At 59.0% G+C, this 24945-nt stretch carries 23 protein-coding genes; 13 read left to right on the top strand and 10 right to left on the bottom strand.

Translation table 11 applies throughout. The features are described 5' to 3' along the window. Window positions 1-52 precede the first annotated feature (52 nt). Complete coding sequence (locus Q7C20_RS11120) at window positions 53-871, top strand: shikimate 5-dehydrogenase (protein WP_375067304.1); 819 nt, start codon at window positions 53-55, stop codon at window positions 869-871. Between the two features lie 120 nt (window positions 872-991). Here the strand turns inward: Q7C20_RS11120 and Q7C20_RS11115 are convergent, their stop codons facing one another. Continuing rightward, entirely contained in the window at window positions 992-1639 is a 648-nt protein-coding gene (locus tag Q7C20_RS11115) for a DUF480 domain-containing protein (protein ID WP_348054818.1), read from the bottom strand. 125 nt (window positions 1640-1764) lie between these two features. On the opposite strand from Q7C20_RS11115, the gene Q7C20_RS11110 reads away from it, so the two are divergent. Continuing rightward, entirely contained in the window at window positions 1765-2274 is a 510-nt protein-coding gene (locus tag Q7C20_RS11110) for a DUF1993 family protein (RefSeq protein WP_375067302.1), read from the top strand. Window positions 2275-2337: 63 nt separating this feature from the next. On the opposite strand, the gene sstT is transcribed toward Q7C20_RS11110, so the two are convergent. Beyond that, window positions 2338-3558: a serine/threonine transporter SstT gene (gene sstT, locus Q7C20_RS11105; RefSeq protein WP_348054820.1), complete on the bottom strand. Its 1221-nt coding sequence runs from the start codon at window positions 3556-3558 to the stop codon at window positions 2338-2340. Window positions 3559-3800: 242 nt separating this feature from the next. Here sstT and Q7C20_RS11100 point away from each other — a divergent pair, with 242 nt between their 5' ends. Next, on the top strand, window positions 3801-4958 hold the full coding sequence (locus Q7C20_RS11100; protein WP_375067301.1) for an MFS transporter: 1158 nt from the start codon (window positions 3801-3803) through the stop codon (window positions 4956-4958). A 4-nt stretch (window positions 4959-4962) separates the two neighbouring features. Here the strand turns inward: Q7C20_RS11100 and nhaR are convergent, their stop codons facing one another. Continuing rightward, window positions 4963-5865 (bottom strand): transcriptional activator NhaR, encoded by a 903-nt coding sequence (gene nhaR, locus Q7C20_RS11095; protein ID WP_375067300.1) that lies wholly within the window; start codon window positions 5863-5865, stop codon window positions 4963-4965. 134 nt (window positions 5866-5999) lie between these two features. Between nhaR and Q7C20_RS11090 the strand changes: the two genes are divergently transcribed. From Q7C20_RS11090 to mnmH, 4 genes are all read left to right on the top strand, one after another. Continuing rightward, window positions 6000-6251, top strand: a complete 252-nt coding sequence (locus tag Q7C20_RS11090) for a hypothetical protein (protein ID WP_375067298.1) — start codon at window positions 6000-6002, stop codon at window positions 6249-6251. A 31-nt stretch (window positions 6252-6282) separates the two neighbouring features. Beyond that, window positions 6283-7032 carry a TerC family protein gene (locus Q7C20_RS11085; protein ID WP_375067296.1) on the top strand — a complete coding sequence of 250 codons (750 nt, stop codon included), beginning with the start codon at window positions 6283-6285 and terminating at the stop codon, window positions 7030-7032. 94 nt (window positions 7033-7126) lie between these two features. Next, a complete protein-coding gene (gene selD, locus Q7C20_RS11080; protein WP_348054825.1) occupies window positions 7127-8161 on the top strand; it encodes a selenide, water dikinase SelD in 1035 nt (344 codons plus the stop codon). Then, window positions 8161-9261: a tRNA 2-selenouridine(34) synthase MnmH gene (gene mnmH / locus Q7C20_RS11075; protein WP_375067294.1), complete on the top strand. Its 1101-nt coding sequence runs from the start codon at window positions 8161-8163 to the stop codon at window positions 9259-9261. The genes selD and mnmH overlap by 1 nt, the downstream gene beginning before the upstream one ends. Here mnmH and Q7C20_RS11070 read toward each other — a convergent pair. Together Q7C20_RS11070 and Q7C20_RS11065 are read right to left on the bottom strand one after the other, a co-directional pair. Then, the gene (locus Q7C20_RS11070; protein WP_375067292.1) at window positions 9251-10306 is read right to left on the bottom strand and encodes a permease; all 1056 of its coding nucleotides are present in this window, start codon (window positions 10304-10306) and stop codon (window positions 9251-9253) included. The two genes, mnmH and Q7C20_RS11070, sit on opposite strands and share 11 nt — an antisense overlap. A gap of 64 nt (window positions 10307-10370) precedes the next feature. Further along, entirely contained in the window at window positions 10371-11072 is a 702-nt protein-coding gene (locus Q7C20_RS11065; RefSeq protein WP_348054828.1) for a histidine phosphatase family protein, read from the bottom strand. Between the two features lie 252 nt (window positions 11073-11324). On the opposite strand from Q7C20_RS11065, the gene Q7C20_RS11060 reads away from it, so the two are divergent. From Q7C20_RS11060 to hemB, 3 genes are all read left to right on the top strand, one after another. Further along, window positions 11325-12023 carry a glutathione S-transferase N-terminal domain-containing protein gene (locus Q7C20_RS11060; RefSeq protein WP_375067291.1) on the top strand — a complete coding sequence of 233 codons (699 nt, stop codon included), beginning with the start codon at window positions 11325-11327 and terminating at the stop codon, window positions 12021-12023. 3 nt (window positions 12024-12026) lie between these two features. After that, a complete protein-coding gene (locus Q7C20_RS11055) occupies window positions 12027-12869 on the top strand; it encodes a PhzF family phenazine biosynthesis protein (protein WP_375067289.1) in 843 nt (280 codons plus the stop codon). A gap of 129 nt (window positions 12870-12998) precedes the next feature. Next, window positions 12999-13973, top strand: coding sequence for a porphobilinogen synthase (gene hemB, locus Q7C20_RS11050; protein WP_375067288.1), 975 nt, complete (start codon window positions 12999-13001; stop codon window positions 13971-13973). A 59-nt stretch (window positions 13974-14032) separates the two neighbouring features. Here hemB and Q7C20_RS11045 read toward each other — a convergent pair whose 3' ends face one another. Both Q7C20_RS11045 and Q7C20_RS11040 read right to left on the bottom strand, forming a co-directional pair. Continuing rightward, window positions 14033-14413, bottom strand: coding sequence for a hypothetical protein (locus Q7C20_RS11045; protein WP_375067286.1), 381 nt, complete (start codon window positions 14411-14413; stop codon window positions 14033-14035). Next, complete coding sequence (locus Q7C20_RS11040) at window positions 14410-19155, bottom strand: RHS repeat-associated core domain-containing protein (RefSeq protein WP_375067413.1); 4746 nt, start codon at window positions 19153-19155, stop codon at window positions 14410-14412. The genes Q7C20_RS11045 and Q7C20_RS11040 overlap by 4 nt, the downstream gene beginning before the upstream one ends. A 354-nt stretch (window positions 19156-19509) precedes the next feature. Between Q7C20_RS11040 and Q7C20_RS11035 the strand changes: the two genes are divergently transcribed. Beyond that, the gene (locus Q7C20_RS11035) at window positions 19510-20595 is read left to right on the top strand and encodes a DUF1615 domain-containing protein (RefSeq protein WP_375067284.1); all 1086 of its coding nucleotides are present in this window, start codon (window positions 19510-19512) and stop codon (window positions 20593-20595) included. A 91-nt stretch (window positions 20596-20686) separates the two neighbouring features. Next, the gene (locus tag Q7C20_RS11030; protein WP_375067282.1) at window positions 20687-21103 is read left to right on the top strand and encodes a PaaI family thioesterase; all 417 of its coding nucleotides are present in this window, start codon (window positions 20687-20689) and stop codon (window positions 21101-21103) included. Between the two features lie 189 nt (window positions 21104-21292). On the opposite strand, the gene Q7C20_RS11025 is transcribed toward Q7C20_RS11030, so the two are convergent. The 3 genes from Q7C20_RS11025 to Q7C20_RS11015 are packed head-to-tail and all read right to left on the bottom strand — an operon-like array spanning window position 21293 to window position 23878. Further along, a complete protein-coding gene (locus Q7C20_RS11025) occupies window positions 21293-22474 on the bottom strand; it encodes an acetyl-CoA C-acetyltransferase (RefSeq protein WP_375067281.1) in 1182 nt (393 codons plus the stop codon). A gap of 11 nt (window positions 22475-22485) precedes the next feature. After that, window positions 22486-23145 (bottom strand): CoA transferase subunit B, encoded by a 660-nt coding sequence (locus tag Q7C20_RS11020; protein ID WP_010211320.1) that lies wholly within the window; start codon window positions 23143-23145, stop codon window positions 22486-22488. Between the two features lie 34 nt (window positions 23146-23179). Continuing rightward, window positions 23180-23878 carry a CoA transferase subunit A gene (locus Q7C20_RS11015; RefSeq protein ID WP_017135012.1) on the bottom strand — a complete coding sequence of 233 codons (699 nt, stop codon included), beginning with the start codon at window positions 23876-23878 and terminating at the stop codon, window positions 23180-23182. Window positions 23879-24012: 134 nt separating this feature from the next. On the opposite strand from Q7C20_RS11015, the gene Q7C20_RS11010 reads away from it, so the two are divergent. Further along, window positions 24013-24918 carry a LysR substrate-binding domain-containing protein gene (locus tag Q7C20_RS11010; RefSeq protein WP_348054837.1) on the top strand — a complete coding sequence of 302 codons (906 nt, stop codon included), beginning with the start codon at window positions 24013-24015 and terminating at the stop codon, window positions 24916-24918. The last annotated feature ends 27 nt before the right edge of the window (window positions 24919-24945 follow it).

Here is a 24945-nt window from a genome sequence, read left to right as displayed (position 1 = left end):
GGTAAAGGTTGTGTAAGGTCTGTACCGAATTGCTTACTCAAAGGAGGTTCCCATGCAGATGCACCCGGACAAGGACACTCAGCTGTGCATGTCATTGTCGGCGCGACCCGGTAATTTTGGCTTGCGGTTTCATAACCATCTGTACGAACAGCTGGGTCTGAATTTTTACTATAAGGCGTTCAGCAGCCAGGATTTGCCTGGCGCGATCGGCGGTATCCGCGCCCTGGGCGTTCGGGGTTGCGGGGTTTCCATGCCCTTCAAGGAGGCTGCCATTGCATTAGTCGACGAACTCGACGATTCGGTTCAAGCCATCCACTCCCTGAACACTATCGTCAACACCGACGGGCATTTGAAGGCCTATAACACGGACTACATCGCCATTGAGCAGTTGCTGAAAAAGCACGCCGTGCCGAAAGATTCGACCTTTGCCCTGCGCGGCAGCGGCGGCATGGGCAAGGCGGTGGCCAGTGCCTTGCGCGATGGCGGTTACGCTAACGGCGTGATTGTGGCGCGCAACGAAACGGCGGGCCGGGCGCTGGCGCAAAGCCTGGGGTATGAATGGCAGGCGGAACTGGGTGATTTGCGCCCGCAGATGTTGGTCAACGTAACGCCGATCGGCATGACGGGCGGCGCGGAGGCGAATGAATTGGCGTTTGCAGCAGAGGCTATCGACGCTGCAGACACAGTCTTCGACGTGGTGGCTATCCCCGCTGAAACGCCACTGATCGTGCGTGGTCGGGCCAAGGGCAAGCGGGTGATTACCGGGCTGGAAGTGATCGCGATCCAGGCGCTTGAGCAGTTTGTGCTCTACACCGGCGTGCGGCCGACTTATGAGCAGTTTGAGGCGGCAGTAGCCTTCGCCCGAAGCTAAAACCTTGCGCAAAACCAATGTGGGAGCGGGCTTGCTCGCGAATGCGGTGTGTCAGTCAGTTAATCTTTCGACTGATCCACCGCATTCGCGAGCAAGCCCGCTCCCACATTTTTAATTGCGTTAGGCCTGTTCCAGCTGCGCCAACCGTTCTTCCAGCGCCACAATCCGGGCTTCGAGCTCTTCAATGCGATCCGCCGAAACCCCAGCCGACCGTTCCACCGGACTCCCGCGCGCCGACAAAATCACTTCTATATCCGCCGGATCCCCCAGCGCATGGGTATAGCGGTCTTCGCGCTGCCCGGCCTGGCGCGGCACCAACAGCGCCAGCCCCCGCGCAATCAGGCGTTCCAACTGGTGCACCACTTGCTCGGCGTCTTCAAAATCATGCATGCGCCCGCTGCGTGTCAGCAATTCATTCACGGTCTGAGGCCCGCGCAGAAACAGCAGCCCAATCAGGATCACCTGCGCCGGCACCAACTCCAGTGCCTTCTCCACGCGATGCTCCCAGCGATCGGCACGGCTGCCCATCACCAGGCGTGTAAAGCCTTGGCCTTCCAGCGCCCGCAGGCTCTGGCCGACCTGGCCCTGGCTGAGGTTGGTCACCGGTTCGCGGCTGGTCTTCTGGTTGCAGGCCAGCACCAGCGCGTTGAGGGTCAGGGGATAGGTTTCCGGGTTGGTCGCCTGTTTTTCAATCAGGCAGCCCAGGATGCGGATTTCCGTGCTGTTCAGGCGCGGCTCAGGGGTGTCGGTGTCGTGCTCGGCGGTCATCGCGCTTTCCCTATGCAGTGAAGTGCCTAGCCTAATCCTGAAAAAATAAAAGACAAGCTGCGCGCACGGCCGGCAGGTCTATAATCGCCGCTGGTTTCACACCCTGCCATTACCGCGAGACTGTCATGACTATTTCCCTGTACGCCGCCTCCATCCCGGTCTTCAAGCAAATGCTCACCGCCCTGAGCGATGTGCTGAACAAAGCCGAAGCCCACGCCACCGCCAAGAACATTGAGCCAAACGCCCTGCTGCAAGCGCGTCTGTTCCCGGACATGTTCCCGCTGGTGCGTCAGGTGCAGATCGCCGTCGACTTCGCCAAAGGCGTTTCTGCGCGCCTGGCCGAGATCGAAGTGCCGAAATATGAAGACACCGAAGTCACCTTCGCTGACCTGCAAGCACTGATCGCCAAAGTGTTGGCGTTCGTCGACACCCTCAAGCCCGAGCACATCGACGGCAAGGAAGGCATCGAAATAATCACCCGCCCAGGCACCCCGAAAGAGAAGCGCTTCAGCGGCCAGTCCTACCTGCTGACCTACGGCCTGCCGCAGTTCTTCTTCCACGTCACCACGGCTTACGCTTTGCTGCGCCACAACGGCGTGGAAGTGGGCAAGCGTGATTACATGGGCGCTTTCTAAGCCCATAAAAAAGCCCGGGTCGGTTCTTGAGTGAACCGCCCCGGGCTTTTTTTCGCCTGATGTTTAAGCCAGCTGTTCTTCCTTGCCCAGGCAAGCCGCCGCAGTAAACAGCACATCGGTCGACGAATTCAGCGCCGTTTCCGCCGAATCCTGCAGCACGCCGATGATGAAACCTACAGCCACCACCTGCATGGCGATTTCACTGGGAATGCCGAACAGGCTGCACGCCAGTGGAATCAACAGTAACGAACCACCCGCCACACCCGATGCCCCGCACGCACAGATGGCCGCGACCACACTGAGCAGCACGGCGGTAGGCAAGTCGACGGCGATGCCCAAGGTATGCACGGCCGCCAGCGTCAGCACGGTGATGGTGATCGCGGCGCCGGCCATATTGATGGTGGCACCCAGCGGGATCGACACCGAGTAGGTGTCTTCATGCAGGCCCAGGCGTTTGCTCAACGCCAGGTTCACCGGGATATTTGCCGCCGAACTGCGGGTGAAAAATGCGGTAATGCCGCTTTCGCGCAGGCACATCAACACCAGCGGGTAAGGGTTGCGGCGCAGCTTCCAAAACACGATGGCCGGGTTGACCACCAGCGCCACAAACAGCATGCAGCCGATCAGCACTACCAGCAGGTGCGCGTATCCGAGCAGGGCGCCGAAGCCGGACGTGGCGAGGGTCGAGGCCACCAGGCCGAAAATGCCCAGCGGTGCGAAACGGATCACCACGCGCACGATCAGCGTCACGCCGTTGGACAGGTCGTCCAGTACGGTTCGGGTGGTTTCGCCAGCGTGGCGAATCGCAATGCCCATGCCGATGGCCCACGCCAGAATGCCGATAAAGTTGGCATTCATCAGCGCGCTGACCGGGTTGTCCACCACGCTCAGCAGCAAGCTTTGCAGCACTTCGCCAATGCCGCCGGGGGCGCTGACGCTGGCGTCATGGGTGGCGAGCACAAGCGTCGAGGGGAACAGCGCGCTGGCAACCACCGCAACCACGGCGGCAGCAAAGGTGCCCAGCAGGTACAGAAACAGGATCGGCTTGATATGGGTTTCCTGGCCGTGCTTGTGGCTGGCGATTGACGCCATCACCAGCACAAACACCAGAATCGGCGCCACGGCCTTGAGTGCGGCGACAAACACTTTGCCGATAAACCCGGTGGCCTTCGCCGCCTCGGGCAACAGTAAGGCCAGCAAAATACCGGCAATCAGGCCGATGACGATTTGCGTGACCAGGCTGACGCGGGTCAGTCGCTGGAAGAGGGAAGGGGCAGCAGTCATAAACAGTTGTCTCTGATTTTTTTAGTAGGACGCAACATTGCAGGCAGAAGGGGCTGTAGGAAGTAGGCGCAAAGTCTAACATGCTGTGGGAAGCGTCCCATTTTGGTGCGGCATTCGGTCACCCTCGGCCGTAGGCCTTGGCCAAGTTCAGACGTACTCTGTTAGCATTCTCCCTTCTCACCTTTCCTATCTTTCAGCGAGCCTTTAGGGCTGTCGTTGATGTCGTCGTTAGCGGAGTTTTCATGCTGTTTCCCATCCTGCTGTTGTCGGCCGCCGGCTTTACCGTGCTGACCACAGAATTCATCATCGTCGGCCTGTTGCCCTCCATCGCCCGGGACCTGAATGTCAGCGTGTCCCAGGCGGGGCTGCTGGTGACGTTGTTTGCGTTCACCGTGGCAGCGTTCGGCCCGTTCCTCACGGCGTACTTCGCGCGGTTTCAGCGCAAGCGCCTGTTCATCACCATCCTGCTGATGTTTGCCGCCGCCAACACGGTAGCGGCGCTGGCGCCGAATATCTGGGTCATGGCCGTTGCACGCCTGATCCCCGCCCTCGGGTTGCCGGTGTTTTGGGCGCTGGCCAGTGAAACGGCGGTGGATATCGTCGGCCCGGAATACGCCGGGCGCGCAATTGAAAAGATCGGTTTTGGCATCGTTTGCGCGACGGTGTTCGGCATCCCGGTGGGCACGCTGATTTCCGACATGTTCGGCTGGCGCAGCGCGTTCGCCATCCTCGCCGTGGTCGCGTTGGCCAAGGCGTTGCTGCTGTTTATCTACCTGCCAGTGACCACACCGAAAAACGATCAAGTGACGTTGCGTACGCAGTTCAAGATCCTGCGCAACCCGCTGATGCAGGGCCACATCCTGCTGTCGATTCTGGTGTTCAGCGGCATGTTTACCGCCTACACCTACCTGGCGGACATCCTTGAACGGCTGGCCGGTTTCGACGGCACGTTGGTGGGCTGGTGCCTGATGGGCTTCGGCGCAGTCGGGCTGATCGGCAACTCCCTTGGCGGGCGTGCGGTGGATCGCCACCCGTTGATTGCGTCCATGGTGTTCTGCGGGTTCATGATCGCGGGCATGGTTGCGCTGGTGCCGGCGATTCACTCCACTGTCGGTTTGGCGGCGGCGATGGCCGTGTGGGGCGTGACCCAGGCGGCGATGTTTCTGGTCAGCCACGTGCGCCTGATGAAGGCGGCGCCTCACGCACCGGCGTTTGCCGCGTCGCTGAATATCGCCGGGGCCAACCTGGGGATTGGGCTGGGGGCGATGGTCGGCGGGCAAGTGATCGACACCCTTGGCCTGGGCAGCCTGGGCTTTGCTGCCTCCGGGTTTATCCTGGTGTCGATTCTGCTGGCGCTGTGGCTGATGACCGCCAAACCCTCGGCTGCGGCCAACGCCTGAGCTGTCAGGGCAGGGCGGTAAACAATTCCCGTCGAGCGCCTTCGGTAATCGCCACAATGCCGGGGTGCTTGACCTTGCGCTCCACCGAGATCGCATAGAACGACTCGGTCACCGCATCGGTCTGGCCGATCAGCGCCACGCCGTATTGGCGCACCACCTCATCGGCGATCACGCTGGGGGCGATGAAAATCCCGCTGCCGGATTGGCCAAACGCTTGCATCAAGGCGCTGTCGTCGAATTCGCCGATGATCTTCGGCTGAATCTGCTGCTCGGCGAACCAGCGCTGCAAACGGCTGCGCACTACGGTTTCTGCCCCTGGAATCAACAGCGGCGCACCCTGCAAACATTGTGGGAAATCGCCGCCGTATGTGTCAGCCAGCGCCTGGGTGGCGAAGAAACTGATGCCGCATTCCCCCAGTTTCTGGCTGTAGCCTTTGATGTCCAGGTGTGTGGGCATCGGGCTGTCGGAGATCACCAAATCCAGGCGCTGGATGGCCAGGTCGGCTAATAACCGTTCGAGCTTGTCTTCGCGGCAGGTGATGCGGATCGATTCGCTCAACTCCATGGTCGGCGCGATCAACCGGTAGACAATGGACTTGGGCACCACATCCGCCACGCCAACCCGGAACAGAATCTGCTGCTCGTCAGGTTGCGCGCGCAACATCGCTTCCAGTTCATTGCCGGTCTGGAACATCTGCTCGGCGTAGGGCAGCGCTTGACGCCCGGCCTCGGTCAATTCCAACTGCCGCCCTACACGCTGAAACAGCGCCACACCAAAGGTCTGCTCGAGCAGGCTGATCTGCCCACTGATGGTCTGGGGCGTGAGGTTGAGTTGCTCGCAAGCGCGCACGATGCTGCCGGTTCTGGCCACCACCCAAAAGTAATGCAATTGTCGATAATTGAGCATCAGCGTCTACACTTCGTAAAAATCGAAGTATACGTGAGAAAAATACGAATTTTCCTGAACTGTTCACCTGCATAGAATGCCTCGCTATCGAGGGGCCACTATTTGGACCCAATGGTTCTAACGAGGAATACATGATGAAACTCAACTCCCTGGGCGCGGCGTCGTTGGTTGCGCTTTCATTGGTCGTGATCAGCGGTTGCGATCAGGTTGAAAAGAGTGCGCAACAAGTGATGGGCAAGGCCACCGAATCGGCCAAGCAAGCCATTGATGACACCCACAAGGCCGCCGAGCAGGCGCTGAGTGAGGCCACCCAAGGCTTGATCAGCCCTAAGAAAGACAAAGAAGAAGCCGATAACGCTTCTGAATCCAACACCAAAGAATCCTAATTCCCAAGCCTTACCACGTCAGGACTGACCTATGGACTACCTTGTACAACTGGCCGCCAGCCCCACCGCATGGGTCGCCCTGGCCACCTTGATCGTTATGGAAGTCGTGCTCGGCATCGATAACCTGATCTTCATCTCGATTCTGACCAACAAGCTGCCCGAGAAGCACCGGGCCAAAGCGCGGCGTATCGGTATCAGCATGGCGTTGATATTGCGCCTGGGTTTGCTAAGCACCATCGCGTTTATCGTGCAGCTGACCGCGCCGGTGTTCGAAATCCTCGGCCAGGCGTTTTCGTGGAAGGACATGATCCTGATCGCAGGTGGCCTGTTCCTGGTCTGGAAGGCAACCTCTGAAATCCATCACAGCATGGACCCGGAGCCTGAAGAGAAGGCGAGTATCAGCAATACCGTGACCATCGGTTTTGCTGCCGCGATTGGCCAGATTTTGCTGCTCGACCTGGTGTTTTCCATCGACAGCATCATCACCGCCGTGGGCATGACCGAGCACTTGCCGATCATGATTATTGCGGTAGTGGTTTCGGTGATCGTAATGCTGGTGGCGGCTGAACCGCTGGCCAAGTTCATCAACGACAACCCGACCGTAGTGATGTTGGCCCTGGGCTTCCTGATCATGATCGGTATGACGTTGATCGCAGAAGGCTTCGGTGCCCATGTGCCTAAAGGCTACGTGTATGCGGCAATGGCGTTCTCGGCAGCGATTGAGTGCCTGAACATCGCACGTCGCAATCGCCATCAGCGTTTGCTGGCTGCCAGACAGTAACGGCAGAAACCAAAAGGCCGGCTGCGCTCCCTCGAGCCCAGCCGGCCTTTTGCTGTCTGGTAGACTCCGCTCACTTGATAGTTTGAGGTCCACCATGAACGAGCCGATTCGCCTCACCCAATACAGTCACGGCGCGGGTTGCGGCTGCAAAATATCGCCCCAGGTGTTGGAGATAATTCTTGCCGGCAGTGGCGCGCAGAACCTCGACCCGAACTTGTGGGTGGGCAACGCCTCGCGGGACGATGCAGCGGTCTACGCGATTGACGACGAGCGCGGCGTGGTTTCTACCACCGATTTCTTCATGCCGATTGTCGACGACCCGTTCGACTTTGGGCGCATTGCCGCCACGAATGCCATCAGCGACATCTACGCCATGGGCGGCGACCCGTTGATGGCCATTGCCATTCTCGGTTGGCCGGTCAATGTACTGGCCCCGGAAATCGCCCGGGAAGTGATTCGTGGCGGGCGTTCGGTGTGCGACGCGGCGGGCATTCCGCTTGCGGGTGGCCATTCCATCGACGCGCCTGAGCCGATTTTTGGCCTGGCGGTGACCGGCATTGTGCAAAAGCGCCATATGAAGCGCAACGACACCGCCACCGCCGGGTGCAAGCTGTACCTGACCAAGCCGCTGGGCATCGGCATCCTCACCACGGCCGAGAAAAAGGGCAAACTGCGCGAGGCGGACATCGGCCTCGCCCGTGACTGGATGTGTACCCTCAACAAGCCTGGCAGCCGCTTCGGCAAGCTGGCAGGCGTGACGGCCATGACCGACGTCACCGGTTTCGGCCTGTTGGGTCACCTGGTGGAAATGGCCGACGGCAGCGGGCTGACGGCGCGCATCGACTATGAAAAAGTCCCACGCCTGCCGGGGGTCGAGGACTATCTGGACCAAGGCTGCATGCCCGGCGGCACACTGCGCAACTTCGACAGTTACGCCAGCAAGCTCGGACGCCTGCAGGAACTGCACAAGCGCGTGCTGTGCGACCCGCAGACCAGCGGAGGCTTGCTGATCGCCGTAACGCCTGAGGGCGACGCTGAGTTCCACGCGGTGGCGGCTGAATTGGGCTTGAACCTGCAACCCATCGGCGAACTGGTTGAGCGACAGAAAAACGCGGTTGAGGTGATTTGATGGCGACTGATATCACCGATTACCGCGACATCTTCCTCAACGATCGGCCGATGATGGATACCCGCGCGCCGATCGAATTCACCAAGGGCGCCTTTCCTGGCGTGGTCAACTTGCCACTGATGACCGACGAGGAGCGCCAGCGCGTCGGCACCTGTTACAAACAGCAGGGCCAGCAAGCGGCCATTGTGTTGGGGCATGAACTGGTGTCCGGCGCCATCAAGGCTGAACGTATCGAGCAATGGGCGCGGTTCGCCCAGGCCAACCCCGAAGGGTATTTGTACTGCTTTCGCGGTGGCCTGCGCTCACAGATCGTGCAGCAATGGTTGAAGACCGAAGCCGGCATTGACTACCCTCGCGTTGGCGGGGGTTACAAAGCCATGCGTACATTTTTGGTGGACACCCTCGACCAAGTCGCGCAGCAATGTGATTTCGTGGTGTTGGGAGGCATGACCGGTACGGGCAAGACCGAAGTGCTCGGCCAGTTGAAGAACGCGCTGGACCTGGAAGGCCATGCAAACCACCGCGGTTCCAGCTTTGGTAAGCGTGCCACCGCGCAGCCGTCCAACATCGACTTCGAAAACCGCCTGGCGGTGGACCTGCTGAAAAAACGCGCGGGCGGCATCGAGCAGTTTGTAGTCGAGGATGAAAGTCGCATGATCGGCAGTTGCGCGTTGCCATTGCCGTTGCACAAGGGCATGCAGAGCTTCCCGATGGTTTGGCTGGAAGACGGTCTGGAACGACGCGTCGAGCGGATCCTGCGCGATTACGTGGTCGACCTGTGCGCTGAATTCATCCGGGTATTTGGCGACGACGGCCAGGCGCTGTTTGCCGAACGCCTGAGCCAGAGCCTCACCAATATTCACAAACGCCTGGGTGGCGAGCGGTTCCAGCGGTTGCAGACGATCCTGCAGGACGCCTTGGCGGAACAGGCGCGCAGTGGCGCAGTGGATATGCATCGAGGCTGGATCGAAGGCCTGCTGCGAGAGTATTACGACCCGATGTACGCCTTCCAGCGAGAAAGCAAAGGCGCACGCATCGAGTTTTCAGGGGAACAGGCTGCTGTCGTGGAGTACCTGCGCGAGCGTTGCGCTAAAGGATGACCGCACCGATCAACCCGCTTATCACGCCGACCAGCATGGTCAGCCCGGCCACCGTCACCAGTACCCGCGCATCGAAATCCTTGCGCAGCATCAGCAGCGACGGCAGGCTCACGCTCGGCAGGGTCATGAGCAAAGCAACGGCCGGGCCGGTGCCCATGCCCAGGGTCATCATGGTTTGTACGATAGGGATCTCGGCCGCTGTCGGAATCACAAACAGCGTGCCGACAATGGCCAGAGGCACCAGCCAGACCAGGCTGTTGGCCATGGCCCCGTCCACATGCGGGAACAACCAGACCCGCGCTGCACCCAGAAACAATACCGCCACGATGTAGATCGGAATCGTGCTCCAGAACAGCTGCCACAGCGTGCGCAACCAGCGGCTCAGAAATGGTTGCGACTCGACTGCGCTGGCCCCGGCTACCGCGTCCAACGCCGCTTCCGGCACGTGGTCGGGACGTGCAATGCGCTGGGCGATCAACGACACGCCGACCACCAGCACAACTCCTGCAACCAGTCGCAAGGCGGTGAAACCCCAACCCAATACAAACCCCATGAACACCAGCGTGGCAGGGTTCAACACCGGGTTGGCAATCCAGAAGGCCAGCCCCGCGCCCACCGACACCTGTTGACGGCGCATGCCGGCAGCCACGGGCGCCGCGCAGCAGCTGCACATCATGCCCGGCAATGCGAACAACCCGCCACGCACGGTGGAGCCCAGGCCAGCGCGGCCAAACAGACGCAACAGCCAATCGCGGGGGATCAAGACTTGCAGCAGCGAGCCGAGGATCACCGCCAATACGGCGGCTTTCCAGATCGCGAGGAAATACACCTGGGCATACGCCCACGCCGCCAACAAGGGTGATGTTTGCTGATCATTGATGATCGAGGCGCCAATGCTGTGGCTATCCGCCGCCGTGAACGCCTTGAAGTAGTAGGGCGACCACTTCACGTAGTACAGGCCCACGCAGGCGACGATTAAAAACAGGGCTGGTTTCCACCAGAAGGCCCAGCCCCGAGTGGGCTGGGTGGAGGCGAGGTTTGACATGGTGGTGATCCGCAGATGAGTCAATAACCGCGCATCATACGCCTCCTGCAAATCGCCAGGCACTTCAGCTTTCGGCGCTTACCTGTGTCGGCTCAGGGCAGGTCTCTTCGCCGTTATTCAGGCCTTGCTTGTAGTTGCGGCTGAGCAGCGAGGCCTTGCCGTTGTGCCAGGTCAGCGTCAGTACATAAAGCGTGTCGTAATCACTGCCTGACCAATCGTCGGTGATGGTGTGTTTCTCACCCGACGCTTCGCTGGCCACCCTGTTGATCAAATCCGGCAGGTAGCCATGGGACCAAGCGGTGTAGATGACCGCATTGTGGTACTTGTCTTCCACCAGTTCGTCGGCGAGGGCGCGGGTATCGTTGGCGGAGAACTTGATGTTCACCGGCAGGCCGAGCTTTATCGCGCTGGGGCTGATGGTCATCAAGGGGCGAATGTAGCTGTAGGAATTATCCTTCTCGCCTTCCTCGACATTGCGGGTCGGGTTCGCGGCAAACACATAGTCGGCCTTACCGAATTTTTCCGGCAGCACCGTGGCCAGGTTCATCGCGCGGTTGAGCCCTTGGCAATTGAGTTGGCCCAGGCCGCCGGCCGGTTTTTCGCCGTGACGCAGGAACACCAGCGTCTGCACGCCGTCCACCGGGTCTGCACTGCTGATTCGCGCCTGCAGCGTCAGGCCGATCGCGCCGCCAACCAAGAGTACCGGCAGCAGAATGTATGAATAACGTTTGAGTCGTTGCGCAAGGCACAGAGGCTTGATAGTCATTATAGATTCGAGTCTTCATGCTTCGGATTAGGGCGGACAAGCCCGGCCCCAGTGACGCATCCAGCGTCCCGTGGTTTTCCGTGTCGTTGTAACGAGGTGTCTCCTTTCACCTGTATAGCGCACTTAAGAGTGCACTTGGGAACTTTGGTTCGCCCACGCGGCAGATTAGCGCGCCAATGTTGCGAGATGATGACCCATGCAGGACGCCGGGCAGGTGGCTATTATGGGGACTTTCCGCCGAGAGACTTTCCGATGAACGCACTCGCCGCTTTCCCGATTAACAGCAAATGGCCTGCTCAACACCCGGAACGGCTGCAACTGTATTCGTTGCCCACGCCCAACGGGGTCAAAGTCTCGATCATGCTCGAAGAACTGGGCCTGCCGTACGAGGCGCACAAGGTCAGTTTTGAGACCCACGACCAGTTGTCTCCGGAATTTCTGTCGCTTAACCCCAACAACAAAATCCCCGCAATCATCGACCCGAATGGCCCGAGCGGCCAGCCGCTGGCGCTGTTCGAATCCGGGGCGATCCTGATTTACCTCGCGGAAAAAACCAGCCAGCTGCTGTCCGAAGACCCGGCCACCCGCTACGAAACCTTTCAATGGCTGATGTTCCAGATGGCCGGTATTGGCCCAATGTTCGGCCAAGTGGGGTTCTTCAACAAATTTGCCGGCAAGGCTTACGAAGACAAACGCCCGCGAGACCGATACGTGGCCGAGTCTCGGCGTTTGCTGGAGGTTTTGGAAAAACGCCTGCTGGGCCGCACCTGGATCATGGGCGACGAGTTCAGCATCGCCGACATCGCCACGTTTCCTTGGGTTCGCAACCTGATCGGTTTCTATGAGTCCGGCGACCTGGTCGGCATTGCCGATTTCCCCAACGTGCTGCGCGTGCTGGACGGCTTTGTCGCACGCCCGGCGGTTATTCGTGGCTTGAGCATTCCGGGTTAAAACATGCAGACCTTCGATTTCAAACAGCTGGATGTCTTCAGCAGCGTCGCGCTCAAGGGCAACCCGCTGGCCGTGGTTTTGGGCGCTGACAGCCTGACAGACCAACAGATGGCTGATTTCGCCAACTGGACCAACCTCAGCGAAACCACGTTCTTGCTGACGCCGCGCGACCCTAAGGCCGACTACCGCGTCAGAATTTTCACCACGCTCAAGGAACTGCCCTTCGCCGGGCACCCGACGCTGGGCAGTTGCCATGCGTGGCTGCAAGCAGGCGGCACACCGAAAGGCGAGGAGATCATCCAGGAGTGCGAAATAGGCTTGGTGCGTATCCGTCGACAAGGCCGGCAACTGGCGTTTATCGCACCGCCATTATTGCGTTCCGGCGCGGTGGAACCGCCGTTGCTGGAGCGCGTGCGTCTGGCGTTGGGCCTCACACCACACGCCATTGTGCGCAGCCAATGGGTCGACAACGGTGCCGGCTGGCTGGCATTGATGCTTGCCGATCGAGACCAGGTGCTTGCCCTGCAGCCTGACTATTCACAACTGCACGGTTTGGCCATAGGCGTAATCGCCCCCTGCAACCCGTCGCGTGACGATATAGACGCACACTTCGAAGTCCGCGCGTTCGTCGCCGGCGATGGCGCCCAGGAAGACCCGGCCACCGGCAGCCTGAATGCCGGCGTCGCCCAGTGGTTGCTGGCTGAGGGGCTGGCACCTGATCGCTACGTTGTCAGCCAAGGCACGGCCATCGGGCGAGCGGGGCGCATTCATGTAGAGCGCCAAGGCGATGAAATCTGGATCGGCGGCGCGGTAGCCGTCTGCATCGAAGGGCATGTACAGCTCTAGATCAACGAATTGTTGCGAGTCGCGTAATACACTGTTGGGCCCCTGGCGTTTGTGCTGCCTGGCCCGGGGGCATAAGCTTTTGCCCCAAAGATTCATGCCGTTACCGTTTAGCATCCAGTCAGGAAAACCATGACCAGCCAGTTCCCCCAAGCTCGCCCACGCCGCCTGCGCCGCTCCCCGGAGCTGCGTGGCTTGTTCCAGGAAACCGAATTCACTCTCAACGACCTGGTACTGCCGATTTTCGTCGAAGAAGAAATCGACGACTTCGTGCCCATCACCAGCATGCCCGGCGTGCAGCGCATCCCCGAGAAGAAACTCGCCGCTGAAATCGAGCGTTACGCTCGCGCCGGGATCAAATCGGTAATGACCTTTGGCGTCTCCCACCACTTGGACGCCAAAGGCAGCGACACCTGGAAAGAACGCGGCCTGGTCTCGCGCATGTCCTCGATCATCAAGGACGCCGTGCCGGAAATGATCGTGATGTCCGACACCTGCTTCTGCGAATACACCGACCACGGCCACTGCGGCGTGATGCACGGCGCCCACGTCGACAACGACGCCACCCTGATCAACCTCGGCAAACAAGCCGTCGCCGCCGCCCGCGCGGGTGCCGATGTCATCGCGCCGTCCTCCGCCATGGACGGCCAGGTCCAGGCCATCCGCCGCGCCCTGGATGACGCCGGTTTCACCCACATCCCCATCATGGCCTACTCCACCAAATTCGCTTCGGCCCTTTACGGCCCGTTCCGCGAAGCCGGCGGCAGCGCGCTCAAGGGCGATCGCAAAAGCTACCAGATGAATCCGATGAACCGCCGCGAAGCCGTGCGCGAATCCCTGCTGGACGAACAGGAAGGCGCCGACGCGCTGATGGTCAAGCCAGCCGGCGCGTACCTCGACATTATTCGCGACATCCGCGAAGCCTCGCGCCTGCCAGTGGCGGCGTACCAGGTCAGCGGCGAGTACGCGATGATCAAGTTCGGCGCGCAAGCTGGCGCGATTGATGAAGCGCGAGTGGTGCGGGAGACGTTGGGGTCAATCAAACGCGCGGGGGCGGATTTGATCTTTACGTACTTTGCGATGGATTTGGCGTTGGCGGGGATTTAATTCCGCGTCTTAATCCTGTGGCGAGTGCGCTAGCTCGTCGCAGGAACTTCGCAATACTCCTACACCGATTCTGCCCAGCGTTGGCAGAAGTCGCGTTGCTCTTGTATATCGTTGGTGAGATTGCTTTCGTCGTAAGAGAAAATATGCACAAGCTCACCCTCTGGAATACCCATAGTCATCTCGTAAGCAACAAGACCGTTAGACATGTGCGATGACATTCCTGATGTGTGTACGTTTATTTTTGCGCCTTTGCATAGAAATTTTATATCTTTCAGGTCTGCCCTCATTAAACCGAAACAGTCGAATAGGTCCATTGCGGTGTAGGTTTTTCGTTTTTCACCGTCTAGCAGGAGGTAAAGCGTTGGTCTGCCTCCCTCATATTCAATTATCGCGGTTTCGCGTATGCCATTTTTAATCATGGTGATTTCACGTGATTTCATGGGAACTTCCTATTAGGGTTCAATATTGTGTATCCCTTGTAAGTGCCGTCTTCATTGACTGGAGAAGCACCTAGAATATCTTTGGTATCTATACGCTCTGGTATCGCGATTTCTAATTCATTTTTGTGTTTGGAACGCGGTCCTAGTTCTTTATTTACATCTCTCCCAGGAATTTTTCTTAGCGTATAAAGAAACCCTTCTTCGAGTCCATAGTTTGATGCGAATACCAAAGCTTGGGCGCTAGAGGTCGAAGTGGGTACAAAGTTACTCGGAGGGCTGGCGTTGTTTACTGAGTGAAGGTAAAGGTCTGTGCTTGATCCTCGACTCTCAAATCCCTTTTCGAAGATTTCATCCGGTTCTCGCAAATCTCCACGGTATAAATATCGCTGTTTCTTCTGTGATGTTGGAGGCAGTGGTGTCTTTTCGTCGACCTTTGCCTTCTCGTTGGGCCTCTTTATTTTTGATTGCGGTTTGCACCCATCCCCACCTGGGCATGTATTTAAGCCTATTGGATCGACCCATCCCGTCGGGTTGGGCACGTATTGGTACGCGTTGATCCCGCCCGCCAATTTCACCGGGTCTGGTGTCAGGTAACGACCAATATCTGGATTGTAGTAGCGATGGCGGTTGTAGTGCAGGCCGCTTTCGGGGTCGAAGTATTGGCCTTGGAAGCGCAGCGGGTTGTCGATTTTGCCTACATCCAATCGGCTGATTTTGCCGTAGGACTTGTAATGCGCAGACCAGACGATTTCGCCGTTGGGGTTGGTGAGTTCCTGCGGGGTGCCGAGATGGTCGAGTTGGTAGTGGTAGGGCTTTGTGGCTTTTGGGCCGAAGCCTTCCAGCAAGACCAGCGGGCGGAAACTTTCGGGTTCGTAGATGTAGCTGCGGTGCCGATCCGCGTGGTGTTCGGCGATCAGCTTTTCGCCTTGCCAGAAAAACTCCGTGGTTATGTCGTCAACGGTTTTGCTGATGCGCCGGCCAAATGGATCATAGCGATAGCTGGCGGTTTGTCCGTTGGGTTGGGTGATTCCAATCAACCGATGCTGGCAGTCGTAGCGGTATTCGGTGACTAACCGGTGTTCGCGCCCGCGTCTTTCGCGGATCAGGTTGCCGAAGGCATCGTAGTCGTACTGATGATCGCCCTGAATCATCAATCGATTGCCAGCCACGATGTCTGGGCCGGGGCGGTCTAGCATCAGCAGGTTGCCCGCCGGGTCGTGGCCGAAGCGTTCTTGCTCGTCTTGCGAGTGATCGACGCGGGTCAGGCGGGCGAGGGGGTCGTACTGGTAATGGTGTTCGCCTTTGCGGGTGTCGAGGATGCGGCTGAGGTTGCCGGTTTTTTCGTAGTCGTAGTGGCGTTGGTAGAGATCGTGTTTCTGCTGAGTGACTACGTGGGCGTGCAGGCGGTTTTGCTCGTCGTACCCGTAGTGGCTGATCAGTTGGCCTTGTTGGCGCTGTCGTTCGCGGCCTGCCTTGAATAGGTGGGAGGTGAGGGGGTCGCCGTTCAACTCGACGGTGGCGAGATGGCCGCCTTTTTCATGATTGAAGGTGATGCGGTTGTTGTCCGGCAGGCGCAGGTTTTTCAGATGTCCGCAGGCGTCGTAGGCATAGCGCAATGTGCCCCAGCCTTGATGTTCGGCGGTGAGGCGGTTTTGGGTGTCGTATTCGTAAGCCAGCGCCCAGTGGCCGTCGTTGACGCCGAGGAGATTGCCTTGGCGGTCGTAGGTGTAATTGACGGTTTTGCCATCGGGGAGGGTTTTTCTTACAAGGCGTCCGGCGTGGTCTCGCGTGTAGCGGGTAATTAGCTGACTGCCGTGGTCGCCGTACTCGGTCTTTTCCCGCAGGTTGCCGTTGAGGTCGTAGACGTAGGCGGTGCGCTGGCCGTCAAAGCCAACCTCTTGCTGGATCAGACCGTTGGGGTGGTATTGAAGCCCATAAACTTCGCCGACCTCGTTTTCGATTTCGGTCAGCAGTAATCGCGTGTTGTCGTAACGGTATTTGACTTGGGTGCCATCGGCATTGATGCGGCGGCTGATGAGGTGCAGCCCGTCGCCGTATTCGTAACGGATGACGTTCCCCAGCTCATCACGTTCAGCGGTGATTTTTCCGTAGGGGTTGTAGCTATATTCCCGCGTAGTGCCGCCCGGCAGAACCACGCGAATCAGCCGACCAACACTGTCCAACTGGTACTGAGTCAGGGCGCCAAATTCATCCTCGCGAGCAACCTGTCGTCCCAGATCGTCATAGCGATAGCGCTTAACCCCGCCATTGGGTAGTTGTTCCTCAGTGAGCTGCCCCAGCTCATTCCACACCAGCCGATGACAGCTGTTGTCGGGATACCAAACCCCCGTCAGTCGCCCGTGTTTGTTGTAGCTGTAGTCGGTAACGCTGCCGGAAGGATCGGTCTTACGCGTGACATCGCCCTGATCATTGCGCTCGTACTTCCAGACTGCCTCCCCACGCCGCACAACCCGTACGAAACCGTTGTCATGCTCGTAGGACGTCGGCTCATCGTCCCCGGGAAATAGCGCCACCAAGCGTCCGGCTTCGTCATATTGATATGCCGTCACCGTCCCCAGCGGATCCTGCTCAACTGTCAGCCGGCCTTTGTCGTCATAGGATTTGAGGTGCTGCGCGCCATCAGGATCAATACGCTGCACCAGCCGCGCACGTTGATCGTGCACGTACACTTCCTGGCTACCATCGGCGTTGTGAACCGTGACCCGACCGTCATCACCCCACGCATACCGCGTATCCATCTGCGAAAAACTGGCCCAGTGCCGAACACACCGCGCCGCCTTTCCAGCCCGCTCCCACTCCCAAAAGAAACTCGCCCCACCGGCCAACTGGCGTTCAAGGATGACGTGCTGCTCGTCGTACCGATAAACCTCACTTTCGCCTACGGCATTGGTCGCCGAAGCCAGTCGTCCAATGTCGTCATAGCTGTAGGAAACAACGTTCTGCTCGGTGACCCAGACAAACGGCCCCGGTCCTTCTGCCCGATGAACCTGATAGTCCACCGCAACAATGTGGCCATGCTCATAGCGCAAAAGCAGCGAACGACCCACGCCGTTATCGAGCCGCTCAACCCGTCCCAACAGGTCCCGAAAAATCCGCAGCCTGTTGTCATAAGCATCACTGATCGCTGTCAGCGAACCATCGCGAAAGTGGTAGAACCGCGAGTCTTGAGCCAGCACCAACTCATCAGGCAACGAACCTAAATAAATCGCAGCTTCAGCGAGACTGTTGGTGATTGCAGGCCGGGACACAGTAGGAAGCGGAAACTCAGTCGAACGATTCTCGTGGTCCGTCCAAACCACCGAATCACCCACGATGGCTAGCCGCTGTGCCAGAGAGTGACTCCAGCCAAACCCCAACCCGCAATCCACTTCCACCGCACTGGTGCGATAAAGCCGCTTCCACTCAAACGGCAAAATCCCATCCAAAGTGCCGTCGGTCAGTGTTAGCAATTCCTCCCCGGTCACCATCGACACCGGGCAACCGTTGGTAGCGGTTTTATCAGCCGAGGCGGCAGCATCCCCGTTCTGGTTCTTCCCCGACGAGGGCACATCGTCGACATGCTCTTGCCTCACCAGCACCGTCCGCTGTGTCTTGCCACGAACCGCCGGCACCGGGTTCGAAACCACCTGATCCCCAGCCTTCAACGACGCAGCCGGGATCGTCTTGATCGACGTCGCCGGCCCACCCAGCAAGATCGGCTTTGCCACTTGCGCATGCTGATCCAGGCGAGATTTTCCGAACTGTTTGGCCACGTGCTGCAACCACCCACGCGCCCGGCGAGACTTGATACCAGCCAGCACCTTCGGGCTTATGCGCACCACCACGCCTATCCAGGCAGTGGCTAAACCCAGCAGCAGGTTGATCAGCACTTCGCCGCTGATCTCGCCCAGCAACTCATTCATATACGGCGGCGGCATCAACCGCATCCAACTCACGAATGCCGACAGATGAATAAACATCAGCGGCTCATCACTGAGCACCAGCAAGGCTTTTGCGAGGGTGTCCGCGCTTAGCGCCAGCAGTTTTTCAAACTCGGCCTGGGACAGGTAATGCAGTAGTTTTTCGGCATACACCAACGGATGGGAAATCCACTCGCACAGCTGTTTGATGTTGTCCCACAGCGATTGCAACGCCTCGCCAAACCCTCGGGCGTAAGCTTTGTGCAGCAGGAGGTAACGGGTGAGGTAGTTCGCCTCGGAGTAGTTTTTCCAGATCGGTCCGAAAGTGGTCGTCCACTCACTTCGCAACCAGCCCTCCAGCGGTGCGATAACCGACTGATAGGACGCATACAATGCCTTGTAATGCGCTTTGGAAACGTTGGGGTAGAAACTGACTTGATACGTTTGATTGCGATCACACTCAGTGATTTCGAGAATGCCGCTCGGGCCAATCGTCTTATGAATAGGTTCGCCCAACGGGGCGCCAGCAGGATCGATGCGTTGCAGCATCACCGGGGTGTTGCCAATGGGCACAAACTTCGCGCTTTGGAACATATGCACCAGGGTCAACGTGCCGTTGGCCTTGCAGGTGGCGACGCTGCTGCTGGGCAGGATTGCGCCGTTGATTGGCGCCACCAGCGCCACTTCATCCCCGACCTTGAATACCTGCTCGATATCCAGCGCCGAAAAACTGAAAAAGCTTTCCGCCCAGGTGTCGTAACTATTAAGGCAGCGTTTGAAATCGCTGATGACGGATTCGACGTCGCGGGTATTCGAATCCATGGCCGCCAGTACCAGAAGGCCAATGGTTTGGCCGGTAGCGGCGATCAAGAGACAGCCCCAACAATCGGGGCTCTAACGAAAAAAACCATCTGCAATCCCTCGCACTGTGTGATCAGGCGAAGGACTTTGCAGAGGTTTTCAGAGAAGAGATGTAGAGCTTATCCGGGCGTTGCGTGGGATGTTTCAGCAGCACGCGTGCTCTTGATACCAGGCATCGAATTCTCCTGAGAGACTGCTAGCGTCTGGCCTTGTCACGTTCGGTCACCACTGGGAGTGCAGCAGGTCGGCGAACCCCGGTTAGACTTACCTGTCGATATCCGCAATGCCCAGCCTGCCGTTGTCCAAGGAAGCCCCATGTATTCAAACCGACTGATCCTGTTTCTCACGACCTTGCTGGTGCTGGCTGGCTGCTCTACCTCACGCGGGCCGCAATTGCCCGAGCGCAGCGAAGCCGAGGTGAAGGCGCAGATTGTGCGCCTGCTGCCCGCTACGGTGGCCGACCGCAATGGCTGGGCGCAGGACATTTACACGGCCTTCGACACGCAGAAGATCTACCCCGGCACTGAAAATATCTGCGCCGTATTGGCGGTGACCGAACAAGAGTCCACCTATCAGGTCGATCCACCCGTGCCGAACATGGGCAAAATCGCCATGGACGAAATGCTGCGGCGCGCGGGCAAAGTTCATGTACCGGCCTTTGTCGTGCGTACCTCGCTGCAATTGCGCTCGCCGAATGGCAAGTCTTACGCCGACCGGCTGAACGCCGCGCGCACCGAGAAAGACCTGAGCGGGATTTTTGACGACTTCATCAGCATGGTGCCCTTGGGCAGCACGCTATTCGGTGGCTTTAACCCGGTGCATACCGCAGGCCCCATGCAGGTCAGCATCGAGTTTGCGCAAAAACAGGCGCGGGGTTATCCCTACACTATTGATGGAACGATTCGTCGGGAAGTCTTCACCCGTCGAGGCGGCATGTATTTCGGCATCGCGCATTTGCTCGGTTACCCGGTGAATTATGACCGGCCGCTGTATCGCTTTGCCGACTTCAACGCGGGCTGGTACGCCAGCCGTAACGCCGCGTTCCAGGCGGCTGTCAGCCGTGTCACTGGCACCGAGCTGGCGCTGGACGGTGATTTGATTTCCTACGGTTCATTGTTGCCAGGCACCACCGAGTTGGCGGTACGCTCGCTGGGCGCGAAGCTGGATATGCGCAACCCCAGCATCCGCAGCCAGCTGGAGCAGGGCGAGCAACCGGATTTTGAGGAGACGACCCTCTACAAGCGCGTATTTGCCCTGGCTGAGAAGGCCGCCGGTAAGCCGATGCCACGGGCGATTTTGCCGGGCATTGTGCTTAAGAGTCCGAAGATTACCCGAAACCTCACGACGGCGTGGTTCGCCAAGCGCGTGGATGAGCGCTATCAACGCTGTATGAAGCGTTAGCTGATCACGCGTAATCGGTCGGGTTGATGGTGGTGGCGGCTGACGGTGGGTTGAGTTAAATCTCAACCCTGTCTCCAAGGATGAACTCACCATGATTGCTCACGCCGTGCCCGAAGGGTTTATCTCGCTGCCACGCAGTAGCCCGCTTCTCGACTTGCTCGGCCCGGCTTATTGTCGAGGCGAGGGTGTGCAACTGGAAATCGGCCTGCGCGCCGACAATCGTCACGCCAATGGGCGCGGCACGGTGCATGGCGGGGTGTTGGCGACTCTGGCTGATATCGGCATGGGGTACGCGATGGCGTTTTCCAGCGAGCCGCCGCTGCCGTTGATTACGGCGAGCATGACCGTGGATTATTTGGGGGCGGTGCAGGTGGGGGAGTGGATTGTGGTGCGGCTGGAGCATCACAAGCGTGGGCGCCAGGTTGAATTTGCCACGGTGAGCCTGCAGGTGGGAGAGAAAGTAGTGGCGCGGGCGAATGCGGTGTTTGCGGTGCCACGGTTTGACTGACTGTGCAAATCAAAAATGTGGGAGCGGGCTTGCTCGCGAAGGCGGTGTGTCAGGCAAGTTGATGTGACTGACACACCGCCTTCGCGAGCAAGCCCGCTCCCACATTTTGACTGCGTTTATTCTGGTAGCGCGCGCAAAGAAAAGGCCCGGTTTTCGTGGAACCGGGCCTTTTCCATGTTGCTCGTTGAATCAGCTGCGTTCGAGGGCGAGGGCCACGCCTTGGCCGCCACCGATGCACAGGGTCGCCAAGCCTTTTTTGGCATCGCGCTTGATCATTTCATGCAGCAGGGTCACCAGCACGCGGCAGCCTGAGGCGCCGATCGGGTGGCCGATGGCAATGGCGCCGCCGTTGACGTTGACCTTCTCGACGTCCCACTCAAGCTCTTTGCCCACCGCCAGGGCTTGCGCGGCGAAGGCTTCGTTGGCTTCGATCAGGTCCAGGTCGCCCAGGCTCCAACCGGCTTTGTCCAGGCAGCGACGGGTCGCCGAGACTGGGCCAATGCCCATGATCGCAGGGTCGACGCCCGCATTGGCATAGCTGGCGATGCGGGCGAGTATTGGCAGGCCAAGTGCCTTGGCTTTATCGGCGCTCATCAGCAGCACGGCAGCAGCGCCGTCGTTGAGGCTGGAAGCATTGCCGGCGGTAACGCTGCCGTCTTTTTTGAACGCGGGTTTGAGCTTGGCCAATGATTCGGCGGTGGTGCCAGCGCGCGGCTGTTCGTCGACGCTGAAGGCCACCGGGTCGCCTTTGCGTTGGGGAATCAGGATTGGCGTGATCTCATCGGCAAAACGTCCGGCCTCGATAGCCGCCGCGGCTTTTTGCTGGGAGGCGGCGGCAAATGTGTCCTGGGCTTCGCGGCTGATGCCGTATTTGTCCACCAGGTTTTCGGCGGTGATGCCCATGTGATAGTCGTTGAACGCATCCCACAGGCCGTCGGTGATCATGCTGTCGATCATCTTGGCGTGGCCCATGCGCAAGCCGGTGCGCGCTGCAGGCAACACGTAGGGGGCCAGGCTCATGTTTTCCATGCCGCCGGCGATGATGACGTCGGCGTCACCGCAACGAATAGCTTGAGCGCCGAGGTGCAGCGCCTTGAGGCCCGAGCCGCAGACCTTGTTCAGGGTCATGGCGGGCACGGCGTGGGGCAGGCCGGCGAGAATCGACGCCTGGCGTGCCGGGTTTTGGCCACTGCCAGCGGTGAGCACCTGGCCGAGGATGACTTCATCGACTTGAGCCGGGTCCAGGCCGGTTTGCTCCAACAGGCGACGGATTACGGCCGCGCCCAGCTCCGGTGCCGGAATATTCGCCAGCGAACCCTGGAAGCTGCCCACGGCGGTGCGGGTGGCAGCAACAATCACGACGTCTTGCATGGAATCTGTCCTCACTGGAAGTGCATTTCTGGAACGTGGTCCGGGACGATCAGTTTACCGGCGGTCTTGCTCACAATCTCTTCAACGCTGACGCCAGGTGCGCGTTCCTTGAGGACAAAAGCGCCATTTTCAATTTCCAGGTACGCAAGGTCAGTCAATACGCGCTTGATACAATGGGCGCCGGTCAGCGGCAGGCTACATTGGCTGAGCAACTTGGACTCACCGTCCTTGGACGCGTGGGTCATGATCACGATGATGTTTTCCGCACCCGCCACAAGGTCCATGGCGCCGCCCATACCCTTCACCAGCTTGCCGGGAATCATCCATGAGGCGATGTTGCCTTGTACGTCCACTTCAAACGCGCCGAGTACCGTGAGGTCGACGTGGCCGCCGCGAATCATTGCGAAGGATTCGGCGGAAGAGAAGATCGAGGCGCCGATGCGGGCCGTTACGGTCTGCTTGCCGGCGTTGATCATGTCGGCATCAATGGTTTCTTCGGTAGGAAACGGGCCCATGCCGAGCAGGCCGTTTTCCGACTGCAGCATCACTTCCATGCCTTCGGGGATGTAGTTGGCTACCAGGGTCGGAATGCCGATGCCAAGGTTGACGTAGAACCCGTCCTGCATTTCGCGGGCGACGCGTTGAGCCATTTGTTCGCGGGTAAGAGCCATGTCAGGTGTCCTTATTATTCGAGCTGGAGGCGGGTTATTTGCGCACGGTGCGCTGTTCGATGCGCTTCTCGAACGTGCCGCAAATGACCCGGTCGACGTAGATCCCAGGGGTGTGGATATGCGCCGGGTCCAGCTCGCCCGGTTCAACGATTTCTTCGACTTCGACCACGGTGATCTTGCCGGCGGTGGCGGCCAGCGGGTTGAAGTTTTGGGCGGTGTGGCGATAGATGACGTTGCCAAAATGATCGGCTTTCCAGCCTTTGACGATGGCGAAGTCGCCAGTGATGGACTCTTCCATCAGGTAAGGGCGGCCATTGAATTCGCGGGTTTCCTTGCCCTCGGCAACTGGAGTGCCAACGCCGGTGGCGGTGAAGAAGGCCGGGATGCCGGCACCGCCTGCGCGCATTTTCTCTGCGAGCGTGCCTTGAGGGGTGAGCACCACTTCGATTTCGCCGCTGAGCAATTGCTTCTCGAACAGGGCGTTTTCACCGACATAGGACGCGATCACTTTGCTGATTTGCTTTTCTTCCAGCAGCACGCCCAGGCCGAAACCGTCCACGCCGCAGTTGTTGGAAACCACGGTCAGGTCGCGGGTGCCTTTGCGCTTTATCTCGGCGATGAGGTTTTCCGGAATGCCACACAGGCCAAAACCACCGGAGAGTACGGTCATGCCGTCTTCCAGGCCCGCCAGCGCTTCTTCGTAGGACGCCACGCGTTTATCGAAACCTGCCATATGCACCTCTTTTTTTTGTGTGTGGTCCAGCCAGTGACCTGAGTGTTGCGCTGACGGATTGATTTGTTAAGTTGTTTTTTAAGGTTGATTGATTTAAAAAACAGCATAGTCGATACGCCCTTCGGAGTTGCGTCATGACCGTCAAACAGATGCGGGCCTTTCTGGCCGTGGCCCAGAGCCTGAGTTTTGCCGCGGCTTGCGAGCGCTTGCACCTTTCTCAGTCGGCGTTGAGCTTGACCATTAAAGGCTTGGAAGAGGGCTTGGGCGGGCGCCTGTTCAGCCGCAATACGCGTAACGTCGCGCTGACGCCCGAAGGGGAATCCCTGTTGCCACTCGCACGGCGATTAATCGCTGACTGGGATAACGCTGAAGACGAATTGCGTCAGCGATTTACCCTGCAACGCGGGCGGGTGACCGTGGCGGCGATGCCGTCGTTTGCGGGCAATTTGCTGCCGCCGATCCTGAAAATATTCCGTGCACGTTACCCTCAGGTGAACGTGACGGTGCATGACTTGATCAACGAGCAGGTTATGGAGATGGTCCGTGACCGCCAAGTGGAGCTGGGCGTGGCATTCGAGCCGTCCGATGGTTCCTCTCTGGCATTCACGCCTTTATATGTAGACCGGTTTATCGCCGTAGTGCCGGGTGATTCGCCTTTGGCACACCGCGCGCAAATCGACTGGAAGACCCTGTTGGAGCAACCGTTCATTACCTTGCAACGGCCGTCCACGGTGCGGGTGATGCTGGAGGAACACTTGAGTGCCCTGCAGATGAAATTGCCGGTAGCGTTGGAAAGTCATCAATTGGCGACGGTGGGGAAGATGGTTGCCAGTGGCTTGGGTGTCAGCGCCGTGCCCGCATTGTGCGCGCGGCAGATGGAGGAGGCGGGTGCCCATTGCATCACGCTGAGCGATCCGGTGATCGAGCGGCCGATTGGAGTGCTGACCAAACCGGGGCATGAACTGTCGGCAGCGGCGCAGGTATTGTTTGATATTTTTCGCGATGAAGCGAGTAAGGGCCGGTTTCCGGCTTTGTTATAAGTTTAATCAGGATTGGATATTAAAAAG

Origin of the sequence: Pseudomonas sp. AMR01, from assembly GCF_041946035.1 — a bacterium.
GTDB lineage: Bacteria > Pseudomonadota > Gammaproteobacteria > Pseudomonadales > Pseudomonadaceae > Aquipseudomonas > Aquipseudomonas antarctica_B.
Note: the sequence above shows the minus strand (reverse complement) of the source record. Positions and strands in the feature narration are given on the sequence as shown.